This is a genomic window from Tepidanaerobacter sp. GT38 (assembly GCF_021991635.1).
GTDB lineage: Bacteria > Bacillota > Thermosediminibacteria > Thermosediminibacterales > Tepidanaerobacteraceae > DTU063.
In genome coordinates, this window is sequence record NZ_JAFFJA010000038.1 from 1 (window position 1) to 26,895 (window position 26,895).

The 26,895-nt window shown below is 37.9% G+C and carries 28 protein-coding genes, 6 tRNA genes, 1 other RNA gene and 1 pseudogene; 30 read left to right on the forward strand and 6 right to left on the reverse strand.

The window, feature by feature from the left end; all coding sequences use genetic code 11:
* Positions 1-139 precede the first annotated feature (139 nt).
* The 4 genes from JT739_RS06410 to JT739_RS06425 are packed head-to-tail and all read left to right on the forward strand — an operon-like array spanning position 140 to position 4,081.
* Positions 140-1,102: an ATP-binding cassette domain-containing protein gene (locus JT739_RS06410; protein WP_370642591.1), complete on the forward strand. Its 963-nt coding sequence runs from the start codon at positions 140-142 to the stop codon at positions 1,100-1,102.
* Positions 1,103-1,122: 20 nt separating this feature from the next.
* Positions 1,123-2,262 (forward strand): ABC transporter permease, encoded by a 1,140-nt coding sequence (locus JT739_RS06415; protein ID WP_237660285.1) that lies wholly within the window; start codon positions 1,123-1,125, stop codon positions 2,260-2,262.
* Between the two features lie 12 nt (positions 2,263-2,274).
* Positions 2,275-3,462: a TolC family protein gene (locus tag JT739_RS06420; RefSeq protein WP_237660286.1), complete on the forward strand. Its 1,188-nt coding sequence runs from the start codon at positions 2,275-2,277 to the stop codon at positions 3,460-3,462.
* A gap of 28 nt (positions 3,463-3,490) precedes the next feature.
* Positions 3,491-4,081, forward strand: coding sequence for a TetR/AcrR family transcriptional regulator (locus JT739_RS06425; protein WP_237660287.1), 591 nt, complete (start codon positions 3,491-3,493; stop codon positions 4,079-4,081).
* A gap of 47 nt (positions 4,082-4,128) precedes the next feature.
* Here JT739_RS06425 and JT739_RS06430 read toward each other — a convergent pair whose 3' ends face one another.
* The 3 genes from JT739_RS06430 to JT739_RS06440 are packed head-to-tail and all read right to left on the reverse strand — an operon-like array spanning position 4,129 to position 7,216.
* Positions 4,129-5,334 (reverse strand): glycine betaine/L-proline ABC transporter ATP-binding protein, encoded by a 1,206-nt coding sequence (locus JT739_RS06430; protein WP_237660288.1) that lies wholly within the window; start codon positions 5,332-5,334, stop codon positions 4,129-4,131.
* 23 nt (positions 5,335-5,357) lie between these two features.
* Positions 5,358-6,206 (reverse strand): proline/glycine betaine ABC transporter permease, encoded by an 849-nt coding sequence (locus JT739_RS06435; RefSeq protein WP_237660289.1) that lies wholly within the window; start codon positions 6,204-6,206, stop codon positions 5,358-5,360.
* A gap of 20 nt (positions 6,207-6,226) precedes the next feature.
* Complete coding sequence (locus tag JT739_RS06440) at positions 6,227-7,216, reverse strand: ABC transporter substrate-binding protein (RefSeq protein WP_237660290.1); 990 nt, start codon at positions 7,214-7,216, stop codon at positions 6,227-6,229.
* Positions 7,217-7,387: 171 nt separating this feature from the next.
* Here JT739_RS06440 and JT739_RS06445 point away from each other — a divergent pair, with 171 nt between their 5' ends.
* A complete protein-coding gene (locus JT739_RS06445; RefSeq protein ID WP_237660291.1) occupies positions 7,388-7,630 on the forward strand; it encodes a hypothetical protein in 243 nt (80 codons plus the stop codon).
* Positions 7,624-7,920 (forward strand): annotated as a pseudogene (locus JT739_RS12910) (Na+/H+ antiporter NhaC family protein); the annotation flags it as partial. The gene JT739_RS06445 and the pseudogene JT739_RS12910, both read left to right, overlap by 7 nt.
* Positions 7,921-8,024: 104 nt before the next feature.
* Here the strand turns inward: JT739_RS12910 and JT739_RS06450 are convergent.
* Positions 8,025-8,771 (reverse strand): acyl-[acyl-carrier-protein] thioesterase, encoded by a 747-nt coding sequence (locus JT739_RS06450; RefSeq protein ID WP_237660292.1) that lies wholly within the window; start codon positions 8,769-8,771, stop codon positions 8,025-8,027.
* A 158-nt stretch (positions 8,772-8,929) separates the two neighbouring features.
* Between JT739_RS06450 and JT739_RS06455 the strand changes: the two genes are divergently transcribed.
* The 7 genes from JT739_RS06455 (at position 8,930) to JT739_RS06485 (ending at position 14,638) form a co-directional block, all read left to right on the forward strand.
* On the forward strand, positions 8,930-10,033 hold the full coding sequence (locus JT739_RS06455) for a stalk domain-containing protein (protein WP_237660293.1): 1,104 nt from the start codon (positions 8,930-8,932) through the stop codon (positions 10,031-10,033).
* Positions 10,034-10,109: 76 nt separating this feature from the next.
* Entirely contained in the window at positions 10,110-10,547 is a 438-nt protein-coding gene (locus JT739_RS06460; protein ID WP_237660294.1) for a pilus assembly PilX N-terminal domain-containing protein, read from the forward strand.
* Positions 10,548-10,669: 122 nt separating this feature from the next.
* Positions 10,670-11,491 carry a transporter substrate-binding domain-containing protein gene (locus JT739_RS06465; protein ID WP_237660295.1) on the forward strand — a complete coding sequence of 274 codons (822 nt, stop codon included), beginning with the start codon at positions 10,670-10,672 and terminating at the stop codon, positions 11,489-11,491.
* Between the two features lie 15 nt (positions 11,492-11,506).
* Positions 11,507-12,523 carry an ornithine cyclodeaminase family protein gene (locus JT739_RS06470; RefSeq protein WP_237660296.1) on the forward strand — a complete coding sequence of 339 codons (1,017 nt, stop codon included), beginning with the start codon at positions 11,507-11,509 and terminating at the stop codon, positions 12,521-12,523.
* Positions 12,514-13,182 carry an amino acid ABC transporter permease gene (locus JT739_RS06475; RefSeq protein ID WP_237660297.1) on the forward strand — a complete coding sequence of 223 codons (669 nt, stop codon included), beginning with the start codon at positions 12,514-12,516 and terminating at the stop codon, positions 13,180-13,182. Before JT739_RS06470 ends, JT739_RS06475 begins: the two co-directional genes overlap by 10 nt.
* Positions 13,183-13,189: 7 nt before the next feature.
* A complete protein-coding gene (locus JT739_RS06480) occupies positions 13,190-13,960 on the forward strand; it encodes an amino acid ABC transporter ATP-binding protein (RefSeq protein WP_237660298.1) in 771 nt (256 codons plus the stop codon).
* The gene (locus tag JT739_RS06485) at positions 13,961-14,638 is read left to right on the forward strand and encodes an amino acid ABC transporter permease (protein ID WP_237660299.1); all 678 of its coding nucleotides are present in this window, start codon (positions 13,961-13,963) and stop codon (positions 14,636-14,638) included.
* 19 nt (positions 14,639-14,657) lie between these two features.
* Here JT739_RS06485 and JT739_RS06490 read toward each other — a convergent pair whose 3' ends face one another.
* Complete coding sequence (locus tag JT739_RS06490; protein ID WP_237660300.1) at positions 14,658-14,939, reverse strand: DUF503 domain-containing protein; 282 nt, start codon at positions 14,937-14,939, stop codon at positions 14,658-14,660.
* Positions 14,940-15,041: 102 nt separating this feature from the next.
* Here JT739_RS06490 and JT739_RS06495 point away from each other — a divergent pair, with 102 nt between their 5' ends.
* The 16 genes from JT739_RS06495 to JT739_RS06570 all read left to right on the forward strand — a co-directional run bounded on the left by JT739_RS06495 (position 15,042) and on the right by JT739_RS06570 (position 24,799).
* Positions 15,042-16,298 carry a polysaccharide deacetylase family protein gene (locus JT739_RS06495; protein WP_237660301.1) on the forward strand — a complete coding sequence of 419 codons (1,257 nt, stop codon included), beginning with the start codon at positions 15,042-15,044 and terminating at the stop codon, positions 16,296-16,298.
* A complete protein-coding gene (locus JT739_RS06500) occupies positions 16,264-16,881 on the forward strand; it encodes an N-acetyltransferase (RefSeq protein ID WP_237660302.1) in 618 nt (205 codons plus the stop codon). The genes JT739_RS06495 and JT739_RS06500 overlap by 35 nt, the downstream gene beginning before the upstream one ends.
* 116 nt (positions 16,882-16,997) lie before the next feature.
* Positions 16,998-17,852 (forward strand): VIT1/CCC1 transporter family protein, encoded by an 855-nt coding sequence (locus JT739_RS06505; RefSeq protein ID WP_370642593.1) that lies wholly within the window; start codon positions 16,998-17,000, stop codon positions 17,850-17,852.
* A gap of 130 nt (positions 17,853-17,982) precedes the next feature.
* Positions 17,983-18,069: transfer RNA gene (locus JT739_RS06510), tRNA-Ser, on the forward strand.
* 20 nt (positions 18,070-18,089) lie between these two features.
* A tRNA-Ser gene (locus JT739_RS06515) sits at positions 18,090-18,184 on the forward strand.
* A 7-nt stretch (positions 18,185-18,191) separates the two neighbouring features.
* Positions 18,192-18,268: transfer RNA gene (locus JT739_RS06520), tRNA-Arg, on the forward strand.
* Positions 18,269-18,278: 10 nt separating this feature from the next.
* A tRNA-Arg gene (locus JT739_RS06525) sits at positions 18,279-18,355 on the forward strand.
* 38 nt (positions 18,356-18,393) lie between these two features.
* Positions 18,394-18,876, forward strand: coding sequence for a tRNA adenosine(34) deaminase TadA (gene tadA, locus JT739_RS06530; protein ID WP_255688471.1), 483 nt, complete (start codon positions 18,394-18,396; stop codon positions 18,874-18,876).
* Positions 18,877-18,899: 23 nt separating this feature from the next.
* A tRNA-Ser gene (locus tag JT739_RS06535) sits at positions 18,900-18,990 on the forward strand.
* 48 nt (positions 18,991-19,038) lie between these two features.
* Positions 19,039-19,133 (forward strand) — tRNA-Ser (locus JT739_RS06540).
* Positions 19,134-19,351: 218 nt separating this feature from the next.
* Positions 19,352-19,616: signal recognition particle sRNA large type (ffs, locus tag JT739_RS06545), an RNA gene on the forward strand.
* A 79-nt stretch (positions 19,617-19,695) separates the two neighbouring features.
* Positions 19,696-21,414 carry a DNA polymerase III subunit gamma/tau gene (dnaX, locus tag JT739_RS06550; RefSeq protein ID WP_237660305.1) on the forward strand — a complete coding sequence of 573 codons (1,719 nt, stop codon included), beginning with the start codon at positions 19,696-19,698 and terminating at the stop codon, positions 21,412-21,414.
* 24 nt (positions 21,415-21,438) lie between these two features.
* Positions 21,439-21,759: a YbaB/EbfC family nucleoid-associated protein gene (locus JT739_RS06555; protein ID WP_237660306.1), complete on the forward strand. Its 321-nt coding sequence runs from the start codon at positions 21,439-21,441 to the stop codon at positions 21,757-21,759.
* A gap of 16 nt (positions 21,760-21,775) precedes the next feature.
* Positions 21,776-22,372: a recombination mediator RecR gene (gene recR / locus JT739_RS06560; RefSeq protein WP_237660307.1), complete on the forward strand. Its 597-nt coding sequence runs from the start codon at positions 21,776-21,778 to the stop codon at positions 22,370-22,372.
* 1,058 nt (positions 22,373-23,430) lie between these two features.
* Entirely contained in the window at positions 23,431-23,946 is a 516-nt protein-coding gene (locus JT739_RS06565; protein ID WP_237660308.1) for an RES family NAD+ phosphorylase, read from the forward strand.
* A gap of 688 nt (positions 23,947-24,634) precedes the next feature.
* Positions 24,635-24,799 carry a hypothetical protein gene (locus JT739_RS06570; protein ID WP_237660309.1) on the forward strand — a complete coding sequence of 55 codons (165 nt, stop codon included), beginning with the start codon at positions 24,635-24,637 and terminating at the stop codon, positions 24,797-24,799.
* A gap of 277 nt (positions 24,800-25,076) precedes the next feature.
* Here the strand turns inward: JT739_RS06570 and JT739_RS06575 are convergent, their stop codons facing one another.
* Positions 25,077-25,481, reverse strand: coding sequence for a four helix bundle protein (locus JT739_RS06575; protein ID WP_237660310.1), 405 nt, complete (start codon positions 25,479-25,481; stop codon positions 25,077-25,079).
* 504 nt (positions 25,482-25,985) lie between these two features.
* Between JT739_RS06575 and JT739_RS06580 the strand changes: the two genes are divergently transcribed.
* Positions 25,986-26,894 (forward strand): ParM/StbA family protein, encoded by a 909-nt coding sequence (locus JT739_RS06580; protein ID WP_237660311.1) that lies wholly within the window; start codon positions 25,986-25,988, stop codon positions 26,892-26,894.
* Position 26,895: the final 1 nt, after the last annotated feature.

Sequence of the window (26,895 nt, forward strand, 5' to 3'; positions counted from 1 at the left end):
AATTTTATATTATACGAGGAGAAATTAGCCAAAAATTTAAGGGAAAATAACGTAAATATACTGGAAATCGGTAGAATTGAACCTTCATTAGAAGATATATTTGTAACAATTGTCAAGGATAAAAAAAGGTTTGAGGGTGGTGAGCGAATTGGAATACGCCATTGAAATAGAAAACCTTACAAAAAAATTTGGCAATTTCACGGCTGTAAATAACGTGAGCTTTAATGTAAAAAAAGGCGAAATATTCGTTTTTTTAGGTCCAAACGGTTCGGGAAAAACGACGGTTATCAGAATGTTGATAGGTCTCTTGACCCCCACTTCCGGTTTAGGTCGAGTGCTTGATTTTGACATTGTCAAAAATCCAGAGCAAATAAGATTAAACATAGGTTATATGTCTCAGAAATTTAGTCTTTACGATGAGCTTACCGTTGAGGAGAATCTGGATTTTTATGCCGGGGTATATTTAGTACCAAAGGACGTTTTACAGCAGAGGAAGAGGGAAATTTTAGAAATGGCGGATTTAGTAGGTCGTGAAAATTCCATAACTGCTACTTTGTCTGGCGGGTGGAAGCAGAGGTTGGCGCTGGGGTGTGCTATAATTCATAATCCCAAGCTGGTTTTTCTTGATGAACCAACAGGTGGTGTAGACCCGGTAGCTAGGCGCCAGTTTTGGGACCTTATATACCGGCTGTCGGAAAATGGTGTAACGGTTATGGTCACAACCCATTACATGGATGAAGCCGAGCATTGTAATACTATAGGGTTTATACACTACGGTAATCTCTTGGCTGTGGATACTCCTGAAAACCTAAAAAAGAATCAGATGAAAGGCCAAATAATCGAAATTAAATGCGATAAATTAATGGAATCTCTAGAACTATTGAAAACAGTCGATTTTGTAAAGGATGCTGCTGTCTACGGGCAAGGTTTGCATATAGTAGTGGATGATGCGAAACGCTATCTTGTAACTCTCGCTGATATACTAAAAAGCGGTGGGGTCAAAGTGGCTAATATTAAGCATGTAAATCCGTCATTGGAAGATGTGTTTGTATTCTTAGTAGAAAATGAAAGTAGAAAACAGTTCATTAGAGAAATGATGTAGCTACACTGGAGGTGTTTTGGTTGAAACTTAATTTTAGAAGGATTATTGCTATAATCAACAAAGAGTTTATACAAATAAGGCGTGATCCTAGGACAATTGCTCTTATACTGATGATGCCGATAATGCAGCTTTTGCTTTTTGGTTATGCGGTTTCAAACAATGTGGACCATGTTCCCACAGCAGTATTAAACTTAGATATAGGTTCACAAAGCCGCAAGCTTTTATCAAGTTTTTCTAACTCCCAGTACTTTGATTTAGATTATTATGTTAAAAGTATAGATGATGTTCAGAAACTTGTAGATAAGGGCGCTGTAAAGGCCGGTATAATTATCCCTCCGGACTATTCGGAAAATATAGCAAGAGGCAAGACAGCTCAGATTCAATTGGTTGTTGACGGCACAGATCCAACTACGGCACAAGTTATACTGTCTAGTGCTGGTTCTATTACTCAGGTATATTCAACTGAAATAGTATCACAAAAGATTCAAACCCTCACTCAGGGGCGAAAGCTGTCAGGGGTTTTAGATATTAGGCCAAGGGTTTGGTACAATCCCGATATGGACAGTGTTTATTTTAACATCCCAGGGTTAATAGGTATAATTCTTCAAAATATTACACTTATGCTCACATCTTTTGCTTTGGTTAGGGAAAGGGAGCGGGGAACGCTTGAACAGCTTATTGTGACACCTATTAAGAAAATGGAACTAATGATAGGAAAAATAGTACCTTACATAATTATTGGCTTTGTAGACCTCATATTGGCGGTGGCTATAGGTACATTGTGGTTTAAGGTTCCGATTACTGGAAATATACTGCTTCTATTTGCTTTTTCCATAATGTTCCTTTTAGGTGCATTAGGGGTGGGGCTCTTTATATCTACTATATCTAATACACAGTTACAAGCAATGCAGCTTTCAATGTTTTTGATAATGCCCAATATACTTCTTTCAGGTTTTATGTTTCCCAGAGATGCCATGCCGAAAGTTATTTATATGCTGAGCAACTTTATACCGCTGACATATTTTCTTAAAGTCCTAAGGGGTATCATACTTAAAGGTGTAGGCATCGAGTACTTATGGCCAGAATTTATGATACTGGTGGTATTTGGCGTAGGAGTTTTGGTGTTGGCAGCAGGAAAGTTCCAAAAACGCATCGGTTAAGGAGGAATTTATGTGAGATTACAAAAAAAGTTGTTGGGTATGTTGTTAGTGACACTGTTTGTATTTATTACTTATGCAAAAGCCGTCTTAGCGCAGGAATCTATAGTAGAAGATAACAATATCCAATTTACTCTACAAGAAAGCATCGAAAAAGCCTTAAGGGACAATATTAGTTTAAAAATATTAAATGAGAATTACAATAAAGCAATTATAGAGAGAAAGGAAGCTAAGTCAAAAGCCGATAAAATAGAAGAGGCACAGGATATGATGAAATATTACAGAGCATTGCCTGGCGCAGGTTCAGTTAAGCTTGAACAAATGGATTTTAATGCTTTTAGTTTCGAAGGATACCAAGCCAAGGATGTATTGCCTAAACTTAAAAAAGCAGAAGAATTAATATTAAAGAAAAATTTAGAACTAGAAAAGCGAAATTTAAGCATAGAAGTAACAAAATTATATTTCAATGTGCTACTGGCTCAGGACAATTTAAAGAATGCAAAAATCCAATTAGAAAGGTCAAAAACCCAGCTTAAAAATGCTCAATTGAGCTTTGAACAAGGAATATCAGCCCAAGATGCCGTATTGATGGCACAGGCAAATCTATCAAACTCGTATACGAACCTTTATTCTGCAGAAAAAAGGTTGCAGCTTGCCCAAATGAATCTTAATAAAATAATGGGGCGTGAACTCACTGCTCCCATAGAGCTCACGACACAGTTTGCTTATAAACCGGAGATCCTAGGCGATGTTGAAGAAATGGTCAAAGAAGCCTTAACTGTAAGACCTGAAGTTATAAGCGTGCGTGCGATGAGAGATGTTGCAAAAGAAAGTTTTGACCTTGCCTCAAGTTACTATACAAGTAACACATATATCTACCAAAAAGCTAAAATTGATTTAGAAAAGGCAAATTTAGCGGTAATAGAAGCGGAAGAATCAGTGAAGCTTGCTGTAAGAGCAGCATATCTTAAAGTTGAAGAAGCAGCCAAAAAGCTTGAAGCTGCTACAAAATTCAAAGAAACGGCACAAGAGTCTTATCGAATTACAGAATTAATGGCAAAATCTCAAGTAGCTACGATTATTGATGTGCTGGCTGCCCAAGAAAAATTATACCAGGCAGAGCTTGCTTATTCTTCAGCAGTGCTAGATTACAATATAGCAAAGGCGGAACTTGACAATTGGGTCGGAAAAGAGTTAATGTAAATCTAAACTTACATATGCAATAAGTGAGGTGGTAAAAATAAAAAAGGAATTGTTAAGACAGGCAGCCATAGATGTTATAGCAGAAAACGGATTTCACGATGCAACAATAGAAAAGATTGCAGCTAAAGCGAAAGTAGCAGTTGGCACTGTGTATAATTACTTTGAAAATAAAGAGAGCATATTAGATTATATATTTCAGGTTGAATATGAAAAGCGGGTTGAATTTCTCAGTGAACTTAGTAAGGAGAATAAAGATCCCTTGGACAAAATCCGGGAAATTATGGCCTTTCATTTTTCTGAGCTCAAACAAAATCCAAACTTGGCAAAAGTGATCTTAAAAGAGCGCAGCTTCAATAAGCAAGATAAAATGAGCAATATAAGAAATTTTGAACAACTTCCTATTTATATCAGTAAGATTATACAAGATGGTATAGACAAATCACTAATAAGAAAGTGTAATGCCGAAATTTTATCTGTAGTGCTTTTTGGAAGCATTGAAGCTATTTTAACTAAATTTATTATTGAAAACGAGCAAAGTGATAAATCAGACAGTCTGGATATAGCTGCTGATGAAATTTGGAAGCTCCTGAAGTTCGGTCTTACTCCATCTCAAACTTAACAAAAAAAGCACCTGGACCTACATTAACCCAGGTGCTTTTTGTTTCCTTATGCAGGTGTATCATTAGTTGAATTAATAGGCAAGAGTCCTGAAAGTATGGAAGTGCGCACGATTATGCCTAAAAGCTTGTTTTCATCATCTACTACAACTATGGGATATTTTGATTTTACAGCATTTTCAAGAAGGTTTTCAATGTACTCATCTGGTGAAGTTTTGTAGAAATCGTGCCGCAATAATTCTTTCAGAGATGATTGCTTGTTTTTAACTGCATCTACACAATCATCTATAGTCACAATACCTTCTAATTCCATATTTCTTCCAACTACAAACACACTTGATATGTTGCTTGCCTGCATTTCTTTGATAGCGACCCTTACACCGTCTTTTATGGATACTAAGGCATTGGGTTTTCTCATGATATTTTTAGCCTGAATTACCTTTGTTCTATCAATACTTTTGACAAATTCCTCTATATATTCATTTGAGGGGTTATTTAGTATTTCTTCAGGGGTTCCCTGTTGTACAATTTTCCCATCTTTCATAACTGCCACTCTATCGCCCAGTTTAAATGCTTCATTTATGTCATGGGTAATAAAAATTATGGTCTTTTTTAGTTTCGATTGAATTTCCAAAAGCTCAATCTGCATATCTCGGCGGATAAGCGGGTCTAAGGCGCTAAAAGGTTCATCCATAAGCAGTATATCCGGGTTATTAGCGAGGGCTCGGGCAAGGCCCACCCTTTGCTGCATTCCACCACTGAGCTCAGTGGGCATTTTATCTTCCCAGCCTTTAAGCCCTACACTTTCTAGAGCTTCAAGGGCGATTTGCCGTCTTTTGTCTTTATTGATATTCCGTATTTCAAGGCCATATTCCACATTGCCAAGGACTGTTCTATGTGTAAACAGACCAAAGTTTTGAAATACCATGGCAACTTTGTTTTGCCTAAATTCCCGTAGTTGTTGCCTGTCGTACTTAACTATATCTTCACCATCTATTAAAATTTCACCTGCAGTTGGCCTGTTTAAAAGATTAAGACATCTAATAAGTGTGGATTTTCCGCTGCCGGAAAGCCCCATTATTACAAAGAACTCACCTTCGTCAACTGTAAATGAAGCGTTGTTTACACCGACAGTTTGACCTGTTGTTTTTAATATTTTTTCTTTTGTCCAGCCCTCTTTTAATCTTTTAAGAGCAAGTTTTGGCTTTGAACCAAATATTTTATATAAGTTTTTAACTTCTATTTTTTTTGACATTATGCAATTCTCTCCCAAGGATTTTATACATGTTCATATTTTTTGGAAATCATTTGAGTAAGCCTGTCGATAATAATGGCAAGAAAGACTATACTAATGCCTGAGTTAAAGCCCATGGCAATATCAGTTCTGTTTATGGCAATTATGACATTTTCACCAAGACCTTTTGCCCCAATCATCGAAGAAGTGACCACCATAGACATTGCCAACATCGTTGTCTGGTTTATACCTGCCATAATAGTGGGCATTGCTTGAGGCAGCTCAACCTTTACTAGCGCCTGCCATCTAGATGAGCCAAAGGCATAAGCGGCTTCTCTCATTTCTTTAGGCACCCGTTTTATAGCCAAACTAGTTAATCTTATACAGGGTGGAGTAGAATAAACTATAGTTGCAAATACTGCAGGCACAGTCCCTAAACCAAAGAAAATCATGGCAGGAATCAGGTAGACAAAGCTTGGCATTGTCTGCATGCCGTCAAGCAGCGGCTTCAAAAGGGCCTCCAGCTTTTGATTATATGCCGAATATATACCTATAGGTATTCCAATGATTATGCTCAGTATTACTGATGTTATTACAATGGCCAAGGTGAAAATCATATCCTCCCAAAGACCTATCAAGCCTATTAACATAATCATCATGGCATATCCAAGGCCTGATTTGAAACTTTTCAACTTCCAACCCAGTAAGAAAATCAGCAAAATGAACAAGAACCACGGTATAAACGACAAACCATCTTGTATGTTAAATACAATCCATTTTATAACATCTGTCAGAGCATCGAAAAATCCTTGAAAGTTTAATATAAGCCAATCGACCAGTGCTTCTATATACATTCCTGGATCAAATTTTATTAATTCAGGAAAACTATTCATTTTTATAAACCTCACTTCAACTAGAGTGCTTCTTTAACTTTGCTTGCAATGTCTTCTGGCAGCCACTGTGTCCACAAATCATCATATTCTTGTAAAAACCATTTTGCAGCTTCGTCAGCGTCTGCATCGTTCTCCTGCATGTAAGCCAACATTTTGTTAGTAAGCTCCGAGCTTGTTTCATAGTTCTTTAAAAATTCCACTACTTCTGGAGCTTTTTCAGCAAGGTCTTTATTTACGGCTACAGTGACTTTAACACCCGGGAATTCGCAAGCATATCCATCTTCCCATTTGGCCTCATCATATGGCTCATCCTCAAGCAAAGTCATATCATATTTACCCATAATCCATGTGGGTTCCCAATAGTATCCTACCCAAGGCTCACCTCTTTGAACGGCCGATACTATTGAAGTGCTCAATGCCGTATCAGAGCCAGGATTAAAGTAATCATAATGTTCATCTAGGCCGTATGTTTCAAACTTGGTGCGAAGCACTTCATCAGCAAACCAGTTAGGAGGAGAACCATAAATTCTTCCCTGATTGGGATTATCGGGATCCTTGAATATTTCCCAATATTTAGGCAAATCTTTAACTGACTTTAAATCAGGAGCAATTGGGTCAAGCCCTCTTTCGGCATCTCCTTTTATCACATATGTTGGCACGTAAAGCCCTTGAGCATTGTCGTCAAAGTTTACGGATAGTTCTAAGATGTCACCGCTTTTGATACCAGTATCATATACTTCTTTAAAATTGTCGGTCCAGGCTTCCATATAAATATCGATGTCTCCCTGAATCAGCCCTTGTAAGGTTATAGATGATGAACCTGTTATCACATCAGTTTTATAACCATATCCATTTTCAAGTATAAAGCCTGCTATAGAGTTGTGAATTCTTATACTGTCCCAACCGGCATCAGCGAAAACTAATACATCACTGGTTTCAGATGTATCATTTCGCGATGAGCAAGCAGTTATAAGGAAAATAACACCGATAGCTATCACTACGAAGCTCAACTTTAGACTTTTTGAAAAAAAGATAACGAACCACTCCTTTTATAAAAATTAAAGTTCTATGTGATGATACATAGAACTCTTTTTTAGTATTATAACCCATAACAAGAATTATCGCAAATTAGTTCGACTTCAAACCATGCTGGCAAAAAAAGACCGGACAACAGTAAACAGATGGAACTCATATCAATCGAAGAACTGGTTCCAAGAGATCACCCATTACGCGCAATTGAAGAAAGTATTGACTTTAGCTTTATAAAGCGTGATTTACTTCATGAGATAAACCAAGATCGTATTGCTCATGGTAAAAAGCCCATTGAAGACGAATATGAAGAATATGACGAAGATGATTTAGATGAACCACACAGCAAAAACGACACACATCGAGATGAACATAACAATAAACATAAGCCATAGCCAATAATACGGTGTCAATTATTATAAACGGTCCGATAGCTAGGGAAATATCACAAGAATATAAAGTTGACCCTCGAAGGTCTGCATCACTTCTTGACATTTTCTCGTGCGTTATGCAGGGGGCCATACCTTACGGAGCTCAGATGCTAATGGTAGGGAGTTTTACTAACGGCGCTGTGTCCCCTATACAGGTAATACCCCTCTTGTGGTATCAATGGCTATTGGCTTTATCTGCCATAATATCTATATTCATACCTTTTGCTGATCAAGCAATAAAAAAACATCCATAGGATTGGGATCAAAATAAGGCTATGTAATTGTGCTTAACTGAATTATTATTAATTTTCGCCATTTACTCCCGCTATAATTAAAGCAATGATGGCGGGAATATTATTTAACAATTTTCGACCCATCGACTTTTCAAAAGACAAAGCTCCTTTTCATCTTCATCTACTATGCTGTGCCGACATGTTATTTCATTATCTTGTTTTAAGATTTGAGTTAAGGCTTTTATGGTTTTGTTGTAAGTGGTTTCTTTTTTGTAAATTACTTTAAGGTTTTTCAAAGTGTATTTTAATATAATGTCAAGGGGGATTGCCTCAATGGCCCATGCGGCATATTTTACATTGTTTACGTGCATGTTGGTATCAATATCGCTGTATCTTACGTTAAATATTTTTTCTGTGTCAACAGAAGCAGGCGGTGCTATATCTTCAATCTCTAAAGAATTGTCAGAGCCAACTTTATATATTTCGTACATCTCCCGTGGGATTTTCATAGGGTGTTTTTTCGCAGTGTTTACAAAAAGCCACTGAGAATTGGCACTTACCAGTTTTTCACCCTTTAGGCTTAAAATTTCAAACCAGCGGTAGGCATAAAACTTGTAAAAGGAATGGGGAGCAGTCCTAACTTTTACCTTTTCGCCAAATACCGGGTACTTGTATATATTTATATCCCATTTATATAGCATCCAGGCTAAATTTCGCTTTTGAAGAAAATCTATTCCTACTCCCAGGTTTTCACTTTGACAAGTTGCTACATCATCAAAATAATTCATCAAACTGGTTACAAGGGCTCTTTTTTTATAGTCAACTTCATAGTAATGAATGCGATATTCCTGTTCAAATAAATTGGGCTTCAAAGTTGGCACCTCCGACAAAATTACAAATATCACAATTTCAATACTATCACAAAATCATCTTAAAGTCACATTTGTTTACAATAAAAGCAAGGATTGACATTTCCAGGTATTTGCAGTTATTATTAAGAAAAGAAACAAAAATTTTTGGAGGTTTTCCAATGAAAAAAAAAGTTTTGGTATTTTCAGCTGTCGTATTAGTTGCGGTCTTTTTAATTTCAACATTTGCCTTTGGCGCTTCAGCAGCTAAAGACATTAAGGCATACTATAAAAATATTAAAATTAAGGTGAATGGAAAAATAATCAATGTAGGAGATACCGAGCCGTTTATTTATAATGAGCGCACTTATGTTCCAATAAGGCTCGTTAGTGAGGCCTTGGATAAGGTAGTAGAATGGGACAACAATCAAAATATGGTAATAATTAATGATAAATCACCATCTGAATTATCTCAGCAATTAGCGGCAAAGGACGCGCAGATACAGCAACTAACGTATCAAAATTCCTTGTTACAAGGCAAAGTTATTGAATTGCAAAAGACCATAGAGGAGTTAGAAAACCAAATAAAGGAAAATAAATCCAAAAAAGATGATGCCGAGGAATACATTGAGGACTATCTTTATGACGAGTATTCAGAGTGGAGAGATATTGAATTTGATTTTAATGTAAAAGAATCCAAAGGTGACTTCATTCTTACTATAAAGTTTGACAGAAGCGACTTTAAATCTGAGTGGAACAAATTAACTGAATCCAAAATTGTAGATTGGCTCGAGGATATATATGACTTCATTGAAGATGAGTTTCCTGATGCAGGATTTGAGGGCACCATATATGATACCGATGAAAAAGAAGATTTAGTGGAATTTGAAGAGTCCAAAGGCAAAATAAAGGCAAGATTTTATGATTATGATTATGACAACGATTATGATGAGCTGGAAGATGATTTAAATTACTACTTTGGGTCAGGACTTTCTACATACCATAAAGACTTTGGCAAATTAAAGGCTGATATAGAAGTAGATGAGTACGACTATGATGATGAGGTTTATATAACCATAATAGTTGATACTTCCAGGTATGGTGATGAATGGGAAGATGTTAGGGATACAGTCGCCGCTGATGACTGGCTGTATGATATTATCGAATATGCTTACGATGAATTGGATGACTTTGCTATATACGGCCATGTGGAAAACAGCAAAGGAAAGACTGAGGCCACATTTGAGTGCAGCTCTTCAGGGCGCATTAAGATAAATTGGAAGTAAGAGAACAACAAGCGGCTGATTCTTAAAGAGTCAGCCGCATTAAAGTTGAAATGATACAAAACAAATGGAGGCTGTTGTGGGCGATAATAAGGGCATTTCGCTGGTAATTGTCATATTTGTAACGACAATTGCTTTGTTGCTTGGCACAGCAATTTTAAATATGTCAACTAGTGAGTATCTGATGGTATCCTATGCAAGGGATTATACGGCTGCCTGCTACTTGGCTGAAGGCGGCATTCAAAAGGGTCTTTCCATTTTAAAAGAAAATCCTGACTATAGAGGGGAAACCGGTTGGGAAAGGTTAGGCGAAGGTCAGTATAAAATTAAGGTATCGCAAGAGCCGGGAACTAATATTGTAACAATTGCATCTACCGGAAAGATAAACGAGGCTGAAGTTTTAATAAGTGTAAAAGCTGATGTATATGTAGAAATTGATGAAGAATCAAATTTCGACCCACCACAGGCAATTGTACAAATACATGTTTTGTCTTGGGACTATGAAGGTCCCATTTAATCATGTTAAAAAACATAAGTTTTAAAATTGCGTATATTTAAATTAGGTATTGAATAATTATACGTAAAGGTGTATAATTATAAAACGATTAAATGAATATTTGAGGACTGAGGAGGATAAAGATGAAAAGTGTGGGGAAAATCCTAATTTGCGTATTATGTCTAACTTTAATATTAGGTATTGCTGCAGGTTGCGGAAAAAGCCAGCAGCCAACTCAAAACAGCTCAAGTGGCAATGAACAGCAAGAAGGTGAAAAGCAGGTATGGGTTGTAGGAACATCACCTGACTATCCGCCCTTTGAATTTGTAGATGATCAAGGTAATTATGCAGGCTTTGACATGGACCTTATTAGGGAAGTGGGCAAGCGTCTGGGAGTTGAAGTTGAAATTAAAGCTTTGGAATTTGAAAGCCTCATAGCATCGCTCAAGCAGGGCAAAATAGACGCTATTATCGCTTGTATGAGCCCGGATGAGGAGAGACTTAAAGAGGCTGACTTTACAAAACCTTACTATAAGACAAAACATGGGATTGTAGTAAATCCAGACAGCGACGTGGATGTTAAAGAACTTGATGATGTTTTAACATACGAATTTGGTGTTCAAACCGGCACCACCATGGCTACTTGGGCCAAGAATCAGATTGAAAAAGGAGCAGTAAAGGAATCCCAGGTTAAATACTATACTGATGCCAATGCGGGCGCTCTTGATGTGAAAAACGGCAGACTTAGCGCTTTTGTAGTAGACTTGCCAGTGGCATATGAAAAGGCAAAAGAGTTAGGCTTAGAAGTAGCAGTGGAGACAGTTCTGGAAAATGACGAAAATCCTGGAATTGTTCTGAGAAAAGGTTCTACAGAAATGATAGAGAAGCTCAATAAAATCATCGATGATATGATGGCTGACGGTACTATACAGCAGCTAGAAGAAAAATGGCTTAAGCAGCAATAATTTGGGGGTTTTTTAATGAAAACAGAGATCTTATTTTTGAAGCAGGAAGATGTAATTGAAGCTGGAATATTGAATATGGCAAAAGTATTGGAAATGGTTGAGAAGGCCTTCTACTTGGAAAGCCAGGGAGAGATTATAAATCCTCCAAAGACCGTTTTTGGAATTCCCATAGGCCAAAACCCAAGCTCCCATTTCTTCTCAATGCCGGTATATATAGGGGGCGATGTGAACAGGCCTGGAATAAAGTGGGCGGCTGAGTCCATGACTAATGCCAAGACCGGAAATTTGCCCATGGGAATTGATCTGATAATTTTAAGTGACCCTGTCACGGTGCAGCCGGTAGCCATTATGGACGGCATGGTAATCACCGCAATGAGGACTGCTGCTGCGGCAGGAGTTGCTGCCAAATATCTTGCACCGAAGGGTGCCAAGGTAGCAGGCTGCGTAGGAGCAGGAGTCATCGGTCGGACCATGATTATGGCATTAAAAGAGGTACTTCCCAGCTTAGAAGAGATTAGGTTATGTGATTTAAACCTTGAAAAAGCGGAGAAACTCGCAGCAGAGTTTGAAGGTATAATAAATGTAATCCCAACAAATAATTTAGAAGAGGCTTTAACTGATGCCGACGTAGTTGCAACCATGACAACTGCTAAGAAGCCTTTTGTGAAAGCCGAGTGGATAAAAGACGGGGCAATGATTATACAAATGAGCGCGTGTGAAGTTGAAGCGGGTGTAGTCAAAAAGGCTGACAAAATCGTCGTGGACAGCTGGGAGCAGATGAAGAAAAATGACCTTTCCATTATAAAACAGATGGTTGACAGCGGCGATTTAGATGAAAAAGATATCTGGACTTTAAACCAAGTTGTATGCGGAAATAAACCCGGTCGGGAAAACGATGAAGAGACTACTATGTTTAGCTCCCGAGGTATGGGCTGCTTGGATATAATAATTGGTGATCATATTTATAAAGAGGCTCTTAAGAAAGGCCTCGGACAAAAGCTTGTATTATGGGATGAAGCGAAATGGGTTTAAATATAAGTGCAAATAAAGTATTAGCCAGTATTCCCTACCTCTTTGAAGGGGTAGGGATAACCCTTGAAATAACCATATTGGCCCTTTTACTGGGAACTTTGCTGGGGCTCGTATTGGCAATAATAAGGGTTTATGGCAGTGGTGCGTTTCGTCAGTTTGCCGTGATTTATAGCCGCCTCGTCAGAAGTTTGCCACTGCTTGTTATTTTATTTATGCTGTATTTTCTGGGATCTGAAATAATAGACATACCGGCTTTCTGGGCTATAATTTTGGCTCTGGCGATTCACTCTGCTGCATATCAATCGGAGATTTTTCGCGGTGCCATCCAATCAATAAGTAAAGGCCAGATGGAGGCAGCCTTGGCGTTAGGAATGAGCAAGTACCAAGGCATTTTTTACGTCATATTGCCTCAAGCTTTAAGAAGAGCCATTCCATATTGGGCTAATGAAGCCACAATAGTGTTAAAGGATTCTTCTTTAGCTTACGCCTTGGGCGTTACTGAATTAATGCGCCGCGGTGAATACGTAAGCGCACGTACGTCTCAGCCCCTAATCACATATATAGTAGTTGGCCTTATATATTTATTGCTGACTTATGTCTTTACTAAGAGTATGGCTCGGGTTGAATCAAAAGTAAAAATTCCGGGCTTGGAAAGGTGAAATTTCTATGGCGAAACCTATTTTACGCGTTGAAAATATACACAAAAAATTTAAAGGCACAGAGGTGCTTAAAGGTTTGTCGCTGACGGTGTATGAAGGTGAAGTTGTGGTTATAATCGGCCCCAGCGGAACCGGCAAGAGCACCCTCCTTCGCTGCATCAATCGACTGACAGAGCCAGATTCCGGTGATGTTTATTTAGAAGAGCAGAAAATCGAGCCCGGCAAAACAAATTTAAATTACATCCGCCAGCAGATAGGAATGGTTTTCCAGGATTTTAATCTTTTTAACCACTTGACAGCACTGCAGAATGTGGCAATCGGCCCGATTAAAGTAAAGAAAATGGATAAGCAAAAGGCTTACGAGCTTGCTAGAAAAGAACTGGCAAGAGTGGGCCTTGCAGATAAGGCCGCAAATTATCCTGCTGAACTTTCCGGAGGACAAAAACAGCGTGTAGCTATCGCGAGAGCTCTGGCAATGGACCCGAAGATTATGCTCTTTGATGAACCTACTTCTGCCCTTGACCCCGAACTTATCGGAGAAGTTTTGGAAGTTATGAAAGATTTAGCTAATGCGGGCATGACCATGGTTGTAGTAAGCCACGAAATGGGATTTGCCAGAGAAGCTGCCGACCGCATCGTGTTTTTGGAAAATGGGGTAGTTGCAGAAATGGGTAGTCCTGAAAAGATTTTTAACAATCCCGAAAAAGAGCGGACTCGCGAATTCATCAGCAAAATAACCAGGTTAAATAGCGTTGCCAAAGACCGGGAGGTCTTGTAAATGATAGATCACATACAATATTTTATTTCCATATGGCCGGAACTTTTCAAAGGTTTGGTTGTGTCCTTAGAGCTTTCAGTAGGAGCATTGCTTTTGGGCCTTGTGATAGGCCTGCCCATGGCTTTGATGAGAACTTATGGAAAGGGCATTGTCAAGGCTTTTGCCGTTGGATATATTGAGTTAATCAGAGGCACGCCCATGATTGTGCAGCTTTTTTTGATTTATTACGGCCTTCCCGACTTAGGGATACTTCTGGACAGGGTGCCTGCAGCTATTATAGCTTTAGGAATAAACAGCAGTGCATATCAGGCCGAATATTTCAGAGGCGCCATTTTATCTATTGATGAAGGTCAAGGCCTTGCAGCCCAGGCCCTCGGCATGACAAAACAGCAGGCGATTTTAAATATTATTTTGCCTCAAGCATTGAGACTTGTAATACCGCCATGGTCTAATGAAGTCATATACATGGTAAAATACACTTCAGTGGCTTTTCTTATTGCAGTGCCGGAGCTTATGGCCAGAGGCAAGATGATCATAAGTCAGACCTTTAAACCTTTAGAAACCCTTTTTTGGGTAGGCGTCATCTACATTATCGTTCTGTCTATTATTGCAAAGGTTGTAGACATAATAGAAAAGAAGCTGGCAATACCAGGATTTCAAATGAGCGGGGAAGATTAAAAACCTGCTCTATTTTTGTTTATAAAATTTCCTTATAAATATCTTCTATTGCAAACCTTCCATCGGATTCCAAAAAGTCCAGAATTAAATCCAGCTGCCTGTCCACCAGCTTACTGCTGTTTGATACACAGGCGATTCCTATGGTCGCTTGGCGCTTTAAATCCTGTTTGTCCACTTCTGCTATAGAAACATTGTATCGATTTTTTATTCGGTCTATGACGCTCTTTATTATCTGCCTTTTTTCCTTTAGAGAAAAGATATCCCCTAATGAAAGCTCTACCGTCAAAATCCCCACTACCATTAACTATCACCTAATACTAATTATTTTCTGTATCTTATCAAATTTATATAATCATTTCAAACCCCACTGAAATATGATATATTAGGATTGTGGGGGTCTGCTATGTACCAATTTGTGATTATCGCAATATCATCTTATATTTTAGGCAGCATATTTACATTAAAAAATGGTTGCAGAAAATATACCATTGAGTTTGCAAAGGGCTTATTGGTGCCTTTAGTTTCGGGTTTTTATGTTCATTCGGGCTTGTCTTACCTAATGGCTTCGGTTGGAGTCTTGGCAGCTCAGAGCAGGCCGGCATTCTCTAAGAATAATGGGTATACCGGTGAAATAGTTTCCCTAGGAATTGTTTTCTTTATGTCACCGGTTTTTGGCATGGCACTTGCCTTGATGTTTTTTGTAATAAAAAAGATTACCGGAAACTATGATCAAGCGGTATTTGTATCTTCGTTGATGATTCCGGTTATGGCTTTTAAAATATTTAGCAGTGACAGTTATATAATAATATCTTTAATAATTTTTGCAAACCTCGTAATTCAGTTTTGGCCGCTATTTCTTTCAAAGAGAATAAAATCTGCGGTGCTTTACGATATGGCGGTAGGGATAGGAGTACTTGGGTTTTTGATACTACTTTACTTTAACAAATATGTTTATAGAGGTTTTGGAGCACAGACAGATATTATTCGTCACGGACCGGAGCAGATTAAATATGTGGCTTTGACCTTTGATGACGGTCCGGATCCGCTATATACTCCAAAAATCCTAGATATATTAAAAGAGAAAAATGTTCCGGCTACATTTTTCCTTATAGGTAAAAATGCAGAGGCTTATCCGGAAATTGCCAAGAGGATAGTGGCGGAAGGCCACTCAATTGGAAATCACACTTATTCCCATAAAAGCCTAATACCGCTGTCGGCAAAAAATACGTATAAAGAAATAAAAAATGCTGAAGCTGCTATAGAAGAAGCTACCGGAATCAGACCAACGCTGTTTCGCCCGCCCAGAGGAGTATATTCCGGTTATGCCCGAAAGCTGCTGAAGGAAGAGCGCTACACCCTGGTGCTTTGGGACGTATCTACAGAGGATTGGGCTGAACTGGCCCCAAAAAAGATCGTAGCCAATGTGATAAACAGGGTTAAACCGGGTTCCATTATTTTGCTTCACGACAGTGGCGATTTGTTAACTTTTAGGGGAGGCAACAGAAACTCCACTGTAAAGGCTCTACCTGAGATTATAGACAAGCTAAGGGACGAGGGGTATGAATTCTTGACTGTTGATCAGATGATATTTATTTCTGAACTTATGGAAACGGAGGAATACTCCCTTGAAGATTACCTTGGCCCAATCCCAGCACAATGATACGATAGTGGAAATATTTTGTTCCGCTTTTGAAAACAGCATAACATTTTTCACGCCGGTTACTGAGCAGGTTAAAGCTGCTATAAGGGATGTGTTTGGTTTACTTCACCGGGTTTTTGGACAAGGTTTCTTTGTAGCAGTTGAAAATGACAAGGTGTGCGGATATATTATAATGGCTGATGATATTAAACGATTGTGGCGAGAAGCTATCACATCAGGCTTCCTCAAAAACGCCTTAATTTCAGCGGTAACCGGCAAATATGGTCTTACACTTTCTACCCTCTATAAAATTGTGAAAAATAAACTGCTGTATTTTCGATTTGAGATGACCACCGAACCTTCGGCACAAGTTTTATCTATTGCTGTTCATCCTGAACATCAGGGCAAGGGGATAGGTCAAAAGCTGCTGGAAAGGGGCATAAGCCATATAGAGGCTTTAGGGATAAAGAAAATAAAGCTGGAGGTAAGACCCGACAACATAGCGGCTGTTAGAATATATGAGAAATACGGATTTTGCCAAGTAGGGAAAGCTGAGGATTTACAGGGGAAATGGCTTATAATGATGAGGGAGGATAAAAAATAAGTTTGCCCTGGCGAAAACTGTATGTTAATATAACTAGAAGTTAGAGATATTATACTGAATGAACTGGAGGTGGAAAATTGAATAAGCAGCATAATAATGAAATCTTGCCAAATGTCATGGCACAGTTAATCGCTATGCAGCAGGATGAAATTACAGATTATGCGACTTATAAAGCTATAGCGGAAAAAATAAAAAATGTAGAAAACAGAAACATCCTTGAAAAGATTGCAGCTCAAGAAAAAAAGCACTATGAAATATTAAAAAAATATACAAATCGCAGCTTAAAACCAGAGGGTTTCAAAGTATGGTGGCGAAAACTGATGGCCAGCCTCCTTGGTTTTACATTTACAATAAAATTAATGGAAAATAGTGAAGTTGTAGCTCAGGAAAGTTATGAAGAACTGATTAGGGAAGTGCCTGAAGCCGAGAAAATAGTTATAGAGGAAGAAGAACATGAGAAGGAACTTATGAACATGCTTGAAGAGGAGAGACTCCAGTATGTAGGCTCAATGGTATTGGGGTTAAATGACGCGCTGGTAGAACTTACGGGAACCCTTGCGGGTCTAACTCTTGCCCTTCAAAACACTCGCATTATAGCCCTTTCAGGGCTTATTACCGGGATTTCTGCCACCCTTTCAATGGCATCCAGTGAATTTTTATCTGCAAAGAGCGAAGGTAGCAAAGACGCGCTAAAATCCAGCTTCTATACGGGTATCGCTTATCTTATAACTGTGGTAATGCTGATTTTGCCCTATTTATTGTTTCCTTCGCAAAGATACATGTTTGCACTTGTAACAATGCTGATTACTGTTGTAGCAATTATCGCCGCATTTAATTATTACATAGCAGTCGCAAAGGATTTGCCCTTTAAGCGCCGGTTCCTTGAGATGGCAATAATTAGCTTAAGCGTTGCAGCCCTTTCCTTTGTAGTGGGCCTAATAGTAAAAAGCGCATTAGGCGTTGATATATGACCTGCAAAAAGCCGCGTTTTAACCGCGGCTTTAGTTTGTGCGAACGAAACTCTGGCTCATCTATATTTTTGCGATTTCGGTGCTGTTGACAAAGGAATAAATTTTGTGCTATACTTTTAACGAGTCATTCGGAGGGGTGTCCGAGTGGTTTAAGGAGCTGGTCTTGAAAATCAGTGTCTCGAAAGAGCCGTGGGTTCGAATCCCACCCCCTCCGCCATAAAAACTGACAACCGATATGGAGAGATGGCCGAGTAGGTCGAAGGCGGTCGCCTGCTAAGCGACTATACGGACTAAAATCCGTATCGAGGGTTCGAATCCCTCTCTCTCCGCCACTTACATGCGCCTGTAGCTCAATTGGATAGAGCGTCTGACTACGGATCAGAAGGCTGTGGGTTCGATTCCTGCCAGGCGCACCATTTTTGTTTTGCGCCCGTAGCTCAGCAGGACAGAGCAGCGGTTTCCTAAACCGCGTGCCGGGGGTTCGAGTCCTCCCGGGCGCACCATAGACACTTGGAAAATTTTATAAGGGTTGTAAGTAAGAATGCCCACACTCAATAACCAAAGAGATGACTTGTTTTTCATGAGGTTTGCCCTCCAAGAAGCTCAAAAGGCAGCAGATATAGATGAGGTACCTATTGGGGCAGTGATTGTCAAAGACAACCAAATCATAGCTAAAGCACACAACCTTAGGGAAACGCTACAGGACGCAACAGCTCATGCAGAGCTTTTGGCAATCAGAAAAGCCTGCGAGGTATTGGGCACTTGGAGGTTAATTGGTTGCTCTTTATATGTGACGCTAGAGCCTTGTCCCATGTGCGCCGGAGCTATTATACTCTCAAGAGTTGATAGAGTAGTGTTTGGCGCAAAAGACCCTAAAGGCGGCGCATGTGGAAGCATAGTAAACCTCCCAGCTGATAAAAGATTTAATCACCGACCAGAAATTGTGGAAGGTGTGCTGGCTGACGAGTGTGGTGACATATTAAAAAAGTTTTTTAAGAGCAAACGATACCGGGCATCCGAGTAGTCTGGCCTTTAGACTGCTAATGTGGAGAGATGGCCGAGAGGTTGAAGGCGCTCGCCTCGAAAGCGAGTGGGCGGCAACCCCGTCCCGTGAGTTCGAATCTCACTCTCTCCGCCATTTAAATACAAGCCGGATGTCGGTATTTAAAAATATAATAGCATTTACGGAGAGATGGCTGAGCTGGTCGAAGGCGCGCGACTGGAAATCGCGTAACCGTGTTAAAACGCGGTTCGAGGGTTCGAATCCCTCTCTCTCCGCCATTTAGAAAATAAAATTTTATATAATATATATAAGAAAGACCACTATAAAGTGGTCTTTCGTGTTTCTAGTATAAAAATTAATCAGGAGCATTGCCTGAGTTAAATTGTTCTAAATAACCCAAAACATGCACATTCTGTATGGCATTTTGCTCCTTGATTTAGGGTATTAAATATAGTAAAATATTATAGACACTTAACTTTAAATGTTTATAAGTTTGCCGTGCTAGATGGGGAGGTAGCGGTGCCCTGAACCCACAATCCGCTACAGTGGGATCGAATTCCCTCTAGAGGTCTTATCCCTGTGGGGTCCGGCTTTGACAAGTGGTGAGGATGGCCGGGTCCTGCGCAATGGAACCTTTCGAACCCCGTCAGGTCCGGGAGGAAGCAGCGGTAAGGAAGTAATTCCATGTGCCGCAGGGGAGCCTGGTCGGAGCTAACTGTCATTGTAACGCTCGGAGGGAAAGATCGACGGAGGGTGCACGGCATAAATTTTAGCCGCCGACAAGATCGGCGGCTTTTTAAAATCCAAAGTGTCATTTTACATATTTTAGGAGAGGTTATTATGTCTTATGTGGCCCTTTATCGAAAATACCGTCCCCAGAGTTTTGATGATATTGTAGGGCAAGATGCCATTGTGACCACATTAAAAAATCAATTGACCAGTGGGAAAATCGGGCACGCTTATCTGTTTTGCGGTATGAGGGGAACGGGCAAGACCAGCACTGCTAGAGTTTTTGCAAAAGCCCTCAACTGTGAAAAAGGCCCTACTGCAAGTCCCTGCAATTCATGTGCATCCTGCAGAGCAATATCCAGTGGCAGCATGATAGATGTAATTGAAATGGATGCTGCATCAAACAGAGGTATTGAAGATATTCGTTACCTAAGGGAAAAGGTAAATTTTGCTCCGTCAGAGGGCCGATATAAAATTTATATTATAGATGAAGTGCACATGCTTACTACCGAAGCATTTAATGCCCTTTTAAAGACCCTTGAGGAACCTCCGGCCTATGTGGTATTTATTTTAGCTACCACTGAACCTAACAAATTGCCCCAAACAATTCTATCAAGGTGCATGAGATTTGATTTTACTCGGATTAGCACCGCTGAAATCGTTGCGAGACTCAAGAAAATACTGACGGATTCAGGTATTGAAGCTGAGGATAAGGCATTAGTTCAAATAGCTCAAAGTTCCCAGGGGTCAGTGAGGGATGCTTTGAGTTTGCTTGACAAGGCAATTGCATATAGTGAGAAAAAACTAAGCTATGAACAGGTTCTGACATTGTTAGGTGCTGTAAGCCATGAGGTTTTTTACCGTATTTCTAAAGCGGTTTTGCAATGTGAGAGTGCCGCAGTACTTGAAATACTAGACCATATTGTGAAACAGGGCAAGGATTTGTTTAGATTTCTGGATGATTTGCTGGAACATTTCAGGAATTTATTGATGGTCTCTATTAATGCTGATAGAAAGCTTATTGATGTTATAGATGAAGATTATGCAAAACTTCAGCAGATTGCACAAGGATATACCAAAGAGAAGCTGCTGTCGATCATAGATATCTTAAAAGATGCTGCAAATGATGTAAAGTGGTCATCGCAGCCCAGAATAGTGGTAGAAGCTGCTTTGGTTAAACTGACACTTTTAGGTTTGTGGGAAAAAGAAGAAGGTTACATTTCCAGAATACAGCACCTGGAAAATCAGGTGGCAGCTTTACAAAGGCAACTGGAAAATATAAATCAAATTAAACAGGATGTTGTTGTAACACCAAACGTAAACTCTTTAGCGCCTAAACCTGTAAAAAGTCAAGATATGACACTAATCGACACTAAAGATGTGGGACAAGAGCAGGTCGAATCGCCAAAGGACAAAGCAGAGAAAACTAATGCAGATGGTGATGTCATTGGCTTATTGCGAGAAGATTGGCCCAAGGTGTTAGAGAGACTGAGCAGTCAAGGTAAGATGACCCTTCTTTCGACACTTAAAGCTGGGAAAATAGTTCCGGCCAAAGTTGAGGAGAGAAAACTATACCTGATAAATCACGGCGATGCAGTTTATGAAGAAATAATACTGGCAGAAAAGCATACAATAGAAGAGATTATTAAACAGGTTTCCAATGTGGACATAATTATTAAAGGGTTTGTAATAGAGGAAAGCGCTTCTCAGGAGGAGCCAAAGGTCCAACAGACAGGTGAGCCTATAGAGAATAGTGAATTATCCGATGAGGAATTTGGTAAAAGAGTTATTGAGATTTTTGGCAAAGATAATGTTACATTTATAGATTGAATAATAATTAAGGAGGCGGAATTAATGAGAAACATGGGAAATATGAATAAACTGATGAAGCAAGTCCAAAAAATGCAGCAGGATATGATGAAACTTCAAGAGGAGCTAAAAGAAAGAACTGTGGAAGCTACTGCCGGTGGTGGAGTGGTCAAAGTAATAGCCAGCGGAAAAAAACAGCTTGTAGGCATTGAAATCGACCCGGAAGTAGTAAACCCAGATGACGTAGAAATGTTGCAGGATTTAATAATGGCAGCGGCTAATGAAGCGCTGCAGAAAGCTGAAGACATGGTAGCTAGTGAAATGAGTAAACTCACCGGCGGCCTCAATATGCCAGGGCTTTTTTAAGGTAGCTGAGACCTAAATGGCTTATTATGCAAAACCACTAGAGCGACTCATTGAAGAACTTTCTCGACTGCCAGGAATAGGGCCAAAAACAGCACAGCGATTGGCCTTTTACATCTTAAAAATGCCCGAAGAACGCGTATCAAGTCTGGCCGAGGCTATTTTACAGGCTAAAGAATCCATAACCTATTGCTCTATTTGCGGCAATCTTACCGATGTAGATCCCTGCAGCATTTGTGAGGCTCCCTATCGAGACAAGAATGTGATTATGGTTGTGGAAGACCCAAAAGATGTAGTTGCTATAGAGAAGACTCGGGATTATAAAGGGCTTTACCATGTACTTCATGGAGCCATATCTCCTCTTGAAGGTATAGGGCCCGATGATATTAAGATTAAAGAGCTGCTGGCAAGAATAACGCCGGAAGTTAAAGAAATAATCCTGGCCACAAATCCAAATGTGGAAGGCGAAGCTACTGCCATGTACCTGGCCAAGTTGTTGAAGCCTTTAGGCGTAAAGGTTACACGCATAGCTCACGGCATTCCTATGGGCGGAGACTTGGAGTATGCCGATGAAGTAACACTCACCAAGGCCCTAGAAGGCCGAAGAGAAATATAGAGTAAAAATGTAGTTGTCTACATCAAATAAACTCCTTTCATTTTTCAAATGTTTGAGAAGGAGTAAATAAAGTACTTTTAGGAAACATGGTTTATTAGGGATAAGGAAATACCCTGTAGGCCATGTTTTTTTATTAGGAATTTTAAGGTGAAAAGGAATAAGGGATAAGGTTTAAATTCAGTAAAATCAATGGATTGAGAGATTGAATGGAAGTAAAAATGGAGAGAAGAAATGGAAAGAATTCTCCTTAAACCTTCTTCCTTAACTCTCTATAAATCCTCAATTTTGCAACTACTTTATTTTCATTTTTTCCATTGAAAAATCAAAAATGCAACTACTTTAAATTGTGAAAAACAAAAATGGAGTAAATAAACGGATAATTGGAAGAGAATAACAAGCCAGTATTCGCAAGGGTTTGAGGGCTGTCTATAAAAGGACTTTATTTGAAAAGGGAAAGAAGTTTGTTTGAGGTGCATATAGTTAGGATTGAGGAAAAAGGGGTAAGGAAATAGGAAAAAATTTTGAAAGAATTTAGGCCATAATTAGTTGTTGTAAAAATAAAATAAAGTAGTTTTATTTACAGGGATAAGGAATAAGGGAAAGTATTGAGAATACTGGATTTAAGGCACTTTTGAAGTTTAAGGATAAAGGAAAATAAAGGAATTTTATGAAAGAATATTATTTGCTTTTTTGATATAACATAGGGCTTTTTTTCTGTTTCAAAAAATAGCATGATATACATGAAAGTTGTATTTCTAAATATGAAAATATCTTTGTAAAAAAGTTAGGAGATTTAAAAAATTTATATAGAGCGCAAAGAGGTAAGCATTTTAATAATTACGAAAGAATGATTCCAAAAGAAGAATATGCAAAAAAAATAGATGGAATCCTGAAGGCGTTGCTTTTATTTATTTATGTTTGGATGAGGAAGTTAAGCAGTACGATGAAGTTATTAATTTTATAGAAAAAACTTGTTTTGAAGAGATAAGATTAAAAAAGGATGAATATGTAAGTATATGTAAATTCAAACCTGTAAAAGCGATGGTAAAATTATTAATTTGTGTTATGAAGATATAGGTTATGATGAAATAGATGGAAAATCAGAGGAATTTATAAATACAATAATTGAAGTGAAAGTGAATGAGATTCTTACTAATAAAAAATATCAAGAAGAAATAAGAACTAGCCTGAAAAAAGAAGAAGCAATTAAGAAAATTATAGAGAAAGAGATGAAAGATAAACAGATAAGGTCTATAATTAGGAAAGAAACGGAGATATATTTGGCAAATTTAATCATGAAAAGTATTGATGAAGCAGTTTTTTTACCTGTGGATATTAATGAAGACCCAGAACTTAAAGCATATATACCATTTCATTACTTAGCAGATTATTTAATAAGTAAAGGTTATTCAGGAATATTATACAAAAGCACACGAATGAATAAGATAGGATTAAGAGGAAAGAATCTAGTTCTATTTAACAAAGAAGATGTTACATATATACCTGGTAGTATGAATGTTTATTTTTATGATGGCAGAAAGTATAAAAAAGTTTTAAATGATACGGAAAAATAAATTACTAGTCTATACTTGATACATATTGGTAAAATTAAATTAAAAAATGTGAACATCTTTTTTTTCGCGAGTTAAGTATAGTTACCAAGTAAGGCTAATATTTGAATTATGTTATATAGCCTATATACTTTACTCTTATTCTATGAGCCTAACTGTTAAGAGGTATACATGCTTATAGGAATGGATTATAATTTGGCTAAGAGCAGATTCATTCGAAGAAAACGAATAGTATGATAAATATAAACCTGAAAAATATAATTGTATTTCTGTAAATGATTATTTAATGGGAGAATAATTGTAAAGTATTATAAAGAATTAATGGCGATAAAAACATACATTGTAATTTCAACACAGATGGAAAGGGCTTGGATGAATCAAGGGTAACGATTATTCCGCCGGAATCCCTTGAACAGTTCAGAGATGTTATTATAAAGCAAATAACCGCTTAAAGTCAAAAGAACTTCAACTTCTTATTGAAAAAATAACTGAGGCTATAAGGGAAAATAAATACTTAACTTACTACGGGATTCAGAATACTAAAATATACAGGTTAATAGGGAGATTAATATCAGGTTTAAATATATAAAATTGCAAAGGATAATATATTTTGTAATTTGCTTTGTTTATGATACTATGCTTGAGTACATATATAGAACTAATACACATATTAAAAGGAGTGTAATGCAATATGAAAAAAGTAACAAAAGAAGACCTCAAAAAAGTGGCTATTTTAGCAGAAGAAAAAGGGATTATTAAGCCAAAATCTATTATAATTCCTAAAAACCTTAAATATGACCGAATTACTATCACTAAACAAAGAACTTGGGAACGGTTAGGAATTTGGCTTGATTAAGCGAATTTAGGCTAAAGGTATTAGGATATAATATAAGGCGTCAAAGGATTATAGACAAAAAGAGAGTGTAAATACCTTTGTGTTTTTTCCTATAATTTTGTTTAATATTCTGAACTAGTCGTAATCCTGGAAAGCCTTAATTTATAAAAATTCGTGGGTTTTGTGCATACCGTGTCTCTTCCCTAGAAATAATTGCAATAGTAAAGACACAAAATTATATATGCTACTGGCGAAGGGTCAGGTATAAGTAAAGATATTTTTATTTGATTAATTAGTATTAGGACTCAGAAATATCAGATTTATTATCTAAGTCAGGTTTCAGTCTCTTTATGTAACCAAACAACATTTTGATAATTTCAATCAATTTTTTATCTAGAGCATCGTATTGCTCCCTATTGATATAGCCATTTTGATAAGCAGTAAGAAGATGATTTCTTACTTCTCCTGCGCTACCAAGTGCTATATTTGCATGAACTATTTCTTTTTTTACAAATAATTGGGTATTTCCTTCTGCAATATTCGCACCTATACTCCTTACAGCCCTTACTAACTGGTCTACAAGTCTATATTGTTCAAAGTTTGGAAATTCTTTAACCAATTCCCCTATCTCCTGTTCCAAAGCATTTGCCTTCTGCCAAACCTTGAGAGTTTTAAAATCCTTTATGATTAAACTATTGCTCATGTAGATTCATCCTTTCATATATTAGATTTTTCCACATTATACGGATTGTTAGTTGTAAGTCAAATTTTAATACTAAAATTTTTATAAAGTAATTCTGAAGAGGAGATATAATGTATAATTAACCCTTAGTCCATACACCTTAGAACTAATATCCTAACATGGTTTTTGTCGTTTAAGAATCTATTTAAGTGTAGTAATATCAACGGTTTGGGGAAATTTACTAAATACATATATAATATAGAGAAGGGATAAGAAGAAAAGGGTAAAGGATATAGGAAAAAGATAAAAACACTTGAAAATGTATTTAGTAATTTTATATAAAATAATAGCCCATTAATAGTAAGGTATTTTACTAATTCAAAATTGAATACCTCCGTTGTAATAAATTTAAATGCTTACCTGATTCAATTAGGTAAGCATTTTTTTACTAAAAAACTTGAAATTATTATAATTGATTTACTAAAAGAACTATGTAGAACTAAATCATAGATAGGGGGAATTGTAATGAGGAACAGGATTTTATTAGGCATTGACAATGGAAATAAATGTACCAAAACTAGCGAAGGTTATGTTAGCGAGTCTGGTTTTACTAAATCTAACTATGAACCAATCTCAACAAATAATTTGTTAGTTTATGAAGGTAAATTTTATAGTATAGGCGGCAATAGACTTAGTGTTCAAATGGACAAGACTGTCAACCAGGATGCTTTCATCTTGTCTTTACCAGCGATAGCAGATGCAGTAAATAAAGCAGGCGTGGAAGGCCAAGCGGATATAATTCTGGGTGTAGGGCTCCCGATTGTTAGTTATGGAACTCTTAAGAAAAAGTTTCGGGAATACTTCTTAAAAAGGGGTATAGAATTTAACTTCAACAAAAAAGATTATAAAATAAATGTTATTGATTGCAGGGTGTATCCGCAGGGGTATTCTTCACTGATTACGGTATTTAATAGTTATCGAAATCTGCTGTGCAATGTTATAGATATTGGTGGCTATACTGTTGATATCTTTAGAGTTGAGAACGGTATAATTGATACCACATCATGCTACTCACTTCCCGATGGAATTATTACGTTAATTGCAAATGTTCAACAGGAACTATTGAAAGTGAACATCAGGCTTACTGAAAGTCAGGTACAGGATATAATAGCAGGCAAAGAACCAGTCATTTTTGAAGCAGATGTTAAAGGAGTAGTAGAAGTCATAGCAAAAGAGTATACAGAAAATTTACTAGCGAAAATCCAAGAGTATGGGTTTGAATTTCGTAACGCTACTGTTTTCACAGGTGGAGGAAGCATGCTGCTACAGAAATATATCGAAGAATCCAGCAGAGTAAAATATACTGAGTTTCTTGACCAGTTTGCGAATGCACGTGGGTACAAGATTCTACTTGAACAGGAATTAAGAAGGTGAT

Excerpts from the sequence above, each read along its gene's own strand:
- JT739_RS06505 (WP_370642593.1), top strand. The coding sequence starts at position 16,998 with ATGGCACAGTTAATCGCTATGCAGCAGGATGAAATTACAGATTATGCG.
- JT739_RS06555 (WP_237660306.1), top strand. The coding sequence starts at position 21,439 with ATGAGAAACATGGGAAATATGAATAAACTGATGAAGCAAGTCCAAAAA.
- JT739_RS06580 (WP_237660311.1), top strand. The coding sequence starts at position 25,986 with ATGAGGAACAGGATTTTATTAGGCATTGACAATGGAAATAAATGTACC.
- JT739_RS06490 (WP_237660300.1), bottom strand. The coding sequence starts at position 14,939 with ATGGTAGTGGGGATTTTGACGGTAGAGCTTTCATTAGGGGATATCTTT.
- JT739_RS06575 (WP_237660310.1), bottom strand. The coding sequence starts at position 25,481 with ATGAGCAATAGTTTAATCATAAAGGATTTTAAAACTCTCAAGGTTTGG.
- JT739_RS06495 (WP_237660301.1), top strand. The coding sequence starts at position 15,042 with ATGTACCAATTTGTGATTATCGCAATATCATCTTATATTTTAGGCAGC.
- JT739_RS06465 (WP_237660295.1), top strand. The coding sequence starts at position 10,670 with ATGAAAAGTGTGGGGAAAATCCTAATTTGCGTATTATGTCTAACTTTA.
- recR (WP_237660307.1), top strand. The coding sequence starts at position 21,776 with ATGGCTTATTATGCAAAACCACTAGAGCGACTCATTGAAGAACTTTCT.
- JT739_RS06445 (WP_237660291.1), top strand. The coding sequence starts at position 7,388 with ATGGAACTCATATCAATCGAAGAACTGGTTCCAAGAGATCACCCATTA.
- dnaX (WP_237660305.1), top strand. The coding sequence starts at position 19,696 with ATGTCTTATGTGGCCCTTTATCGAAAATACCGTCCCCAGAGTTTTGAT.
- tadA (WP_255688471.1), top strand. The coding sequence starts at position 18,394 with ATGCCCACACTCAATAACCAAAGAGATGACTTGTTTTTCATGAGGTTT.
- JT739_RS06570 (WP_237660309.1), top strand. The coding sequence starts at position 24,635 with ATGAAAAAAGTAACAAAAGAAGACCTCAAAAAAGTGGCTATTTTAGCA.
- JT739_RS06470 (WP_237660296.1), top strand. The coding sequence starts at position 11,507 with ATGAAAACAGAGATCTTATTTTTGAAGCAGGAAGATGTAATTGAAGCT.
- JT739_RS06480 (WP_237660298.1), top strand. The coding sequence starts at position 13,190 with ATGGCGAAACCTATTTTACGCGTTGAAAATATACACAAAAAATTTAAA.
- JT739_RS06485 (WP_237660299.1), top strand. The coding sequence starts at position 13,961 with ATGATAGATCACATACAATATTTTATTTCCATATGGCCGGAACTTTTC.
- JT739_RS06475 (WP_237660297.1), top strand. The coding sequence starts at position 12,514 with ATGGGTTTAAATATAAGTGCAAATAAAGTATTAGCCAGTATTCCCTAC.
- JT739_RS06430 (WP_237660288.1), bottom strand. The coding sequence starts at position 5,334 with ATGTCAAAAAAAATAGAAGTTAAAAACTTATATAAAATATTTGGTTCA.
- JT739_RS06435 (WP_237660289.1), bottom strand. The coding sequence starts at position 6,206 with ATGAATAGTTTTCCTGAATTAATAAAATTTGATCCAGGAATGTATATA.
- JT739_RS06455 (WP_237660293.1), top strand. The coding sequence starts at position 8,930 with ATGAAAAAAAAAGTTTTGGTATTTTCAGCTGTCGTATTAGTTGCGGTC.